The 7,595-nt window shown below is 41.2% G+C and carries 7 protein-coding genes; 1 reads left to right on the top strand and 6 read right to left on the bottom strand.

Features of this window, described 5'->3' with window-relative positions:
* The coding region (locus tag HRT50_RS16705; protein ID WP_291616571.1) for a delta-class carbonic anhydrase at nucleotides 1–646 on the top strand (646 nt) is incomplete at its 5' end.
* An 88-nt stretch (nucleotides 647–734) separates the two neighbouring features.
* On the opposite strand, the gene HRT50_RS16700 is transcribed toward HRT50_RS16705, so the two are convergent.
* The 6 genes from HRT50_RS16700 to thiC all read right to left on the bottom strand — a co-directional run.
* Nucleotides 735–1,841 (bottom strand): multicopper oxidase domain-containing protein, encoded by a 1,107-nt coding sequence (locus HRT50_RS16700; RefSeq protein ID WP_291616569.1) that lies wholly within the window; start codon nucleotides 1,839–1,841, stop codon nucleotides 735–737.
* Between the two features lie 88 nt (nucleotides 1,842–1,929).
* Nucleotides 1,930–3,543: a thiamine phosphate synthase gene (gene thiE / locus HRT50_RS16695; RefSeq protein WP_291616567.1), complete on the bottom strand. Its 1,614-nt coding sequence runs from the start codon at nucleotides 3,541–3,543 to the stop codon at nucleotides 1,930–1,932.
* A gap of 457 nt (nucleotides 3,544–4,000) precedes the next feature.
* A complete protein-coding gene (locus tag HRT50_RS16690; RefSeq protein ID WP_291616565.1) occupies nucleotides 4,001–4,798 on the bottom strand; it encodes a thiazole synthase in 798 nt (265 codons plus the stop codon).
* Nucleotides 4,799–4,803: 5 nt separating this feature from the next.
* The gene (thiS, locus tag HRT50_RS16685) at nucleotides 4,804–5,016 is read right to left on the bottom strand and encodes a sulfur carrier protein ThiS (RefSeq protein ID WP_291616563.1); all 213 of its coding nucleotides are present in this window, start codon (nucleotides 5,014–5,016) and stop codon (nucleotides 4,804–4,806) included.
* Nucleotides 5,000–6,226: an FAD-dependent oxidoreductase gene (locus HRT50_RS16680; RefSeq protein ID WP_291616561.1), complete on the bottom strand. Its 1,227-nt coding sequence runs from the start codon at nucleotides 6,224–6,226 to the stop codon at nucleotides 5,000–5,002. Before HRT50_RS16680 ends, thiS begins: the two co-directional genes overlap by 17 nt.
* A gap of 115 nt (nucleotides 6,227–6,341) precedes the next feature.
* A partial coding sequence (gene thiC, locus HRT50_RS16675; RefSeq protein ID WP_291616559.1) for a phosphomethylpyrimidine synthase ThiC occupies nucleotides 6,342–7,595 on the bottom strand: 1,254 nt, incomplete at its 5' end.

Genomic DNA, 7,595 nt, shown 5'->3' with positions numbered 1-7,595 from the left:
TGCTGCACCCGCTTATACTGAAATGAACCTATGCAATATTCACTTCCATAAAAATGCTGAACATAAAGGTGGTGAGTTTGCTAAATACGCAGGTAATGGTGATGGTCATGGTTTTCAAAGTGGCTATGTATACTCTGGTAAATTAAGCTCAAGTGAAAAAAGAGCAACTAAAGCAGCTGTATGCCCAAGCAAACATGGTGCTTTAAATTCTGGTGATACCATTGAAGTTCATTACGTGCATTCAACAGCACAAGTAATGCCAGGCCCAACATTAGGCGCTTGTTTAAGTGAATCGATCATGAACCCACAATTACGGGTAGAAACGCAAGTATATGTATTGGTTAATGATAAAAATGCGCTAGATTTTGCTAAATTAACTAAACATGGTGCTAAAAACAGCTATCAGCAAGCATTTAATATTCCAAACAATACCGGTAGTGCCATTCAATATGCGGGTTCCACTACGGGCCCTGGTTACAACGAAAAAGGCTCACCGTTGCAAGTTTCTTGGAGCGTTCGCCCTGAAGTTGCCAAAGTAAATATTGCAACTGTTGCTAAGTGGTGTGAAGGTAATACCTTTAATGAAGATCACGCTCACGGTGTAAGAAACCTTGTAACTAACCCTAAATTGCTTTCTGCTAAATAGTAGAGGTAGTTAGTAAAGCGATTTATTGGGCAAGTAGGACGGTAGCAATACAAACTCGCTATTGTCCTACTATTGAGTATGCCAAATATTATTTTTCCAATACTTGGTAAAGTGCCGTCATACCGGCAGCAATATGATCATTAACATGACAGTGATACATCCAAGTACCCGGATTATTAACCGTCATATCTAAGGTTTTCATCGACGCTGGTAATAATTCCACCACATCAGTTCTATGACCATTGATCAAACCTGTATGACCGTGCCAATGCGGGGTATGTAAATCAACTTCCGTGCCTAAAGCAATTAAATGCCAACGGACTTTTTCACCCTCAACCATGGTTAAACCAGGTAAGTTAGCAAACAGGTAACCGTTAATCATATGCATCAGATTACCTTCAACAAAATCTTCATCTTCAGTGATATCATCGCTGATCGGAGCGGTCAGATAATTTTTAATGTTATCAGCTAAAAACCAACTTTCATTTTCATTCATCACGGTATAAAGATTGATAAACTCACGATCAACATCTTTAGGTGAGCCATCGGCCTTAGCCATACCTTTCGCGGTAACAACAATAGCGCCAATCAGGCCCGTATTAGAGTCTCTAATACTGTTAACATGAGAATGATAAACCCATACGACCGAGCTAGTATCTGCCGGCCCTGGACCTGCGGTATCTGGCACTTGCCAGTTATAAGTATAAGTTTGCCCCGGCATAACCCGATCATCTAAATTATCTTTACCCGAGGTACCGTCATTGGTCGGAGAGCCTTCATTGGCCTTGTTGTAAAATACGCCGTGCGGATGAATGGTATACGGACGTGTGCCGTTATTTTTAAACACTACTTTGATGGTATCGCCCACTTCGGCACGAAACAATGGCCCCAATAAACCCAAATGCAGCTCACTGGCTGGTCGTGCTTTCAACTGACTAAATGAAGCATCAGTATATTCACGGTAAAGTGCTTTTTTATACTTGCTGCCAATAGTATTTTCACTGGCTTTAACAAATACTTGCTGCTCTGCCATTAACGGCATATCCATCATTAAATTATGATGTTTTTCTGCATATTGCCATTCAATTTCATCGGCGGCGACATAATAAAGTCGCTCAACAGCAACGGATTGAAAAGAAAGGAACGTGGCTAATATCACTGTCAAACGACAAAGAAGAGATATGATGGTATTCATCTATTTATACTGCTAGTGGATAAGAATTGCCCTATAATAGCAAATACGAATGATTATCAATAGTAATTTATAGGCAACCTTTGTCTGTCTATACTGTAAAAATGATCTTTTCAAATGCTGTAACGGCTTGCTCTGGAGTTATGCCGTGTGATTGTTTTACTTCAGTAATCGCAGTAACTACAGCAATACTATCTACTCCTGTTGCGATAACTTTTGCTGCCCGCTCGAGGGTAATACCACCAATGGCAACCACTGGAATCTGCTGAAGTTTATTTTCTGGACGCAAACCTAACACTTGCTTTAAGTTATCTAAGCCTTGAATTTGCCCGGTCATGTCTTTAGTTTTGGTCGGGAATATTGCGCCAATGGCTAAATAGGACGGCTGTAACTGTTGCGCCAATAGAAACTCATAACAGCCATGAGTACTTATGCCTAAACGTATGCCTGACTGCTGAATAGCAACCAGATCAGCATCAGCTAGATCTTCTTGACCGATATGTACGCCATAAGCACCATGTTTTATCACTAGCTGCCAATAATCATTAATAAATAGGCGTGTATCATAGTCTTTCGCTAATTCTACGGCCGCAATAATCACTTGCTCTAATTCTTCTTCGCTTAAGTTTTTCACCCGTAACTGAATAATTTCTAAACCTAGCGGTAGTAATCGTTTAAGCCAATATAGTGAGTCAATCACTGGATAAAGCCCGAGTTTTTTACCCTCTAAATCAAGAGGCTTAAAGGCTGGTAATTCTTGGTATTGCACATTTAAGTCATCAACAACGTCGACAGAGTGTTGCGCCATATCTGTTGGCTTAAGCGGCCAGCCTTGTTGCTCAAAAGCACCATAGTATTGATGACCGTATGATTTACTTACTTGCTCACTAGCGCTTAAACCTTGGTTGATAAAAGCCTTGGTTAACATAAAAGCATCACGCATTAGGTAACCTTGGGCAAGAAAGCTCGCTAATGCTGTGGCAAAACTACAGCGGCCGCCATGACTGTAATGTGTATTTATACGAGGAGAACTAAGTTGATAACTAATGACTTGATGCTGTTTTTCTTGGTTATCTTGCTTCTCTTCACTGAGCTGATTAAGTTGGTGGTAGCAGTAATCAATTGCTAAGCCATTATCTTTATCACTATGGCCACCTTTAACAATAATGCTGGTGATCGAAAAATCATCATAGATTTTCTTAGCAAGTTTTTCTGCTGCTGTCTCGTTAGCTAACTGCGCTAAACTTTTTGCTTCCATCAAGTTAGGTGTTATCACGTCAACTTGTATTAATAAAAGCGTAAGTTGCTCGATAGTCAGAGCGCTAAAACTACCGCCAACACTGGCTTGGCCAACGGGATCATAAATACTGATTAAGTTTTTATTTGAATGCTTAACTTGCTCAAGTAACTTAGCTAACCATTGCACTTGCTCGACATTAGCCACTAGGCCAATTTTAATGACAGCGGGTGGTTTGTCAGCAATTAATGCGTCAAACTGTTGCTGTAAAATATCAATAGGGACTGGGTTTACTGAGATTAATTTCGAGGAATTTTGCACAGTATTAGCGGTGATAAGGTGACAGACTTCCACACCTAAACCATGACCGGTTTTAATATCGGCAGCAATGCCAGCGCCACCTGAGCAGTCACTGCCAGAAATGGTCCAGATTATTGGTTTTTTAGTCACTTTCAGCTCAGTCATCATTTCATATTTCTCTTAAATACTTCTTAATCATCAACAGTAATAGTCAAGACAATGGACTCAGGACAATATGCATCCTGCATTGTCTAACAAGTAGCATTCATGCCACGTCCGACTAAGACACCACGGGAGTGACGATATAAAGGTTGGCACAAAAGACCTAACACGTAGTGGGAATGCCGAATAATAAGTCGTCATACCTGAAGTGTTTACTCCGGTACCAATGTTCCATAAAAATACTCAACTAAGAGTCGTCATACCCGAAATATCTGATCGTGTATCCATGCACTTTCACTATTTCTTAATACTTCAAATCAATCACTAGCAACACTAAAAATTAAAGAGCTTCAGGACAAGGTTAGTTAGCCAAAATACAAGACGGAAGCGCGGAGCCTAGTTACTAATATAAGCACCTAGGTGAGCACTTCCAACGAAGTAGTTAGGTTAAGTAAAAAGTCATTTAGCTATTTTGGTGCCAGAATGGAGTATCGAGAGTAGGCGTTGAAGGGTGAGCTGTTTGTCTTTGTTGCATTATACCCGCAACATAACCATGTTCACCTGCTTGTAACGCTTGACCAAAGGCTTTTGCCATCAATACCGGGTTATCCGCCAGTGCCACAGCACTATTTAGCAGTACGCCGTCATAGCCCATTTCCATAGCCAAACAAGCATCGGAAGGTTTGCCAATACCGGCGTCTAAAATCAAAGTCGCATCGGGTAAACGTAAGCGAATAGTTTCTAGGTTATAAGGATTCATTAGTCCTTTACCTGTTCCGATTGGTGATGCCCAAGGCATAATCACCTGACAACCTAAATCATAAAGGCGCTGACATAACACAAGGTCATCGGTGCAATACGGTAGCACTTTAAAACCATCAGCAATAAGTTGCTCAGCCCCATGCAGTAACTCGATAGGATCCGGTTGTAAGTTATAATCGTCGCCGATAACCTCTAACTTAATCCAGTCAGTTTTAAAAATTTCACGACTCATATGTGCCAAGGTTACCGCTTCTTTAGCTGTTTTACAGCCCGCAGTATTTGGCAGTAAGTGGCCATTAGTTTGCTTCACTATTTCTTGTAAATAGTGCCAGATTTGTTGACCCGACTGCTCATTAGGGTTCTGTCTTTTTAACGACAGCGTCACTACCTGTGAACCACTAGCCAAAATAGCCTGTTTCATCACTTGTGGCGAAGGATACAAAGCGCTGCCAATAAGCAAACGGCTATCCAGATTTTGTCCGTAGATATTCAATGACATTAAACTTAGCCCCCCTGAATCGGTTGTAAGACATCAAGGCTATCGCCATTTTTTACCATGGTAGTGTCGTAATCGGTTTTACCGACAAAATCACCATTAAGCGCCACCGCAAAAGTACTCTGTTGTGGCTCAATAAAATGCAAAGTTAACGCTGAGCTGACACTAATATGGATTTCATGGCTTAGCGCATAGGCTTTGCCGTTAATATGAATGTTCATAAGATGACTCTTTTTTATTTATGTCCACAGGTAATAAGTCGACATAAGGTAAAGTACTATTACTAGAGTTTAGTAGATTAGCGATAACAGCTAAGGTTTGTTCAAGTACCACTGGCGCTATTAAAAATCCGTGACGAAACAAACCATTTACTTGAATAAGGGAACCTTGCACGGTAATTTTAGGCTGATTATCGCTAAAAGCAGGCCGACATTGACTAACATGTTGACGAATATTTGCTTCAGCAAAACCAGGATGCACACTATAAGCGGCACTGAGTAATTCCATGGCTGAACGTACTGTCATCGGTGCATCATCATCACTTTCAATTTCAGTCGCACCAACCACATAAAAGCCTTTGCCCTTGGGGGCTATATAAAGCTGATACCTAGGATGCATTAACCGTACTGGCCGAGAAATATTGACGTCTGGTGCAAACAGTTGAAAAAGCTCACCGCGTACCGATCTTAAATCGGCCAAAGGCGCACAACTGCTATGACTGTTTTTGCTCGTCGCCCCTGTGCCACGACAATCAATGACTAACTCAAATTGTTGACTGTGCTTAACTCCATTTTGCAAGTAAGCTACCGTGCTGCTCTTTTCACTGGTATTGATTTCAACAACTTCACACTCAGTTAACCACTTAAGTTGATTGCCTGAGCTATTATTACCCGGAACTGCCCGCTGACCTTCTTTTTCAAGTTGTTTGCGTAATGCCACTAATAAACGGCGGTTACCCAGCTGACCTTCTTGTGGCAGATACAAACCTTGATTAAAACTACGGCCTATTTCTGGCTCTAGTGCTAATAACGCTTGTCGATCTAACCGGAGTAACTCTTGCTCAGGATAATTATTGCTAAGGTGTCTAACAAAACGCTGATAGTCACCTTTATCTTGTTCATGACTCACCATGATGGCGCCAGTTTGTTGGAAAAAGGTATGTTCATCCAGACTGTCGAGCAACGTTGGCCATAAACGTAATGACTCAAAACCCATGCTAACGATATTAGGCTGACAATGCAGTGATTCACCTAATGGCGTTAATAAACCAGCAGCGGCATAGGCCGCACTGTTATGGGCGAGTCTATTATCTTTATCAAATAAAGTAATAGTTACGCTTTGAGACTGCTTTTGTCTAAGCTCTTCACCTCGAAGCAAAGACAGGGCGAGTAAGCGCCCCATCAATCCTGCGCCAACAATGGCTATGTTCATTTTTTGCAGCCTAAAATTTTATTCTATCTAAAGCATAATATTGGATCCCCGAAATTTCTTGTCGGGGATCCAATATACTACCCGCTTAATACATCACGGGAATGACAAGGTTGAGCTAATCAGCGAGTTGGTAGATTTCGCTACCCGCTGCTTTAAACTCAGCAGACTTTTCTTGCATCGCTTTTTCAATAGCGTCATCAGACGTTATCGTTATTGTCTCATCAAGCAATTGAATTTTTATGGCGTTTTTATCAAGATTGGCAGCATACTCACGTACTTCTTGTGAGATTTTCATTGAACAGAACTTAGGTCCACACATAGAGCAGAAATGCGCAACTTTGCCAGACTCTTGTGGCAAGCTTTCATCATGATAAGCTCTAGCGGTTTCTGGGTCTAAACCGATATTAAATTGATCATACCAACGGAATTCAAAACGCGCTTTAGACATGGCATTATCACGAATTTGTGCGCCAGGATGGCCTTTAGCTAAATCACCAGCATGAGCAGCAATTTTATAAGTCATCAAACCTTCTTTTACGTCTTCTTTGTTCGGTAAACCTAAATGCTCTTTTGGTGTTACATAACAAAGCATGGCACAGCCATACCAACCAATGTTAGCCGCACCGATGCCAGAAGTAATATGATCATAACCTGGAGCGATATCTGTGGTTAATGGGCCTAAAGTATAGAAAGGCGCTTCGCCACAATGTTTGATTTGCTCTTCCATATTTTCTTTAATCATATGAAGCGGCACATGACCAGGGCCTTCAATAATCACTTGTACATCATGCTTCCAGGCGATTTGAGTTAGCTCACCTAAAGTATGTAATTCCGCAAATTGCGCTTCATCGTTGGCATCGGCTACTGAGCCTGGACGTAAACCATCACCTAATGAGAATGACACATCGTATTGCTTTAATATTTCACAAATGTCTTCAAAATGGGTGTAAAGGAAGTTTTCTTTGTGATGCGCTAAACACCATTTCGCCATAATTGAACCACCACGCGAAACAATACCAGTGACACGTTTAGCTGTCATAGGTACATAACGCAGTAAAACGCCGGCATGAATAGTGAAATAATCGACACCCTGCTCTGCTTGTTCAATTAAAGTATCTCGGAATATTTCCCAAGTTAGGTCTTCTGCTACGCCATTTACTTTTTCAAGTGCTTGATAAATAGGTACTGTGCCAATAGGTACTGGCGAGTTACGCATGATCCATTCACGGGTTTCATGAATGTTACGGCCAGTAGATAAATCCATGACCGTATCTGCGCCCCATTTTGCTGACCAAACCAGCTTTTCTACTTCTTCTTCAATAGAAGAGGTTACTGCTGAGTTACCAATATTGGCGTTAACTTTAATTAA

It is taken from the genome of Colwellia sp. (assembly GCF_013215345.1).
Lineage (GTDB): Bacteria > Pseudomonadota > Gammaproteobacteria > Enterobacterales > Alteromonadaceae > Colwellia.
This window is presented reverse-complemented; position numbering and strand designations above follow the sequence as displayed.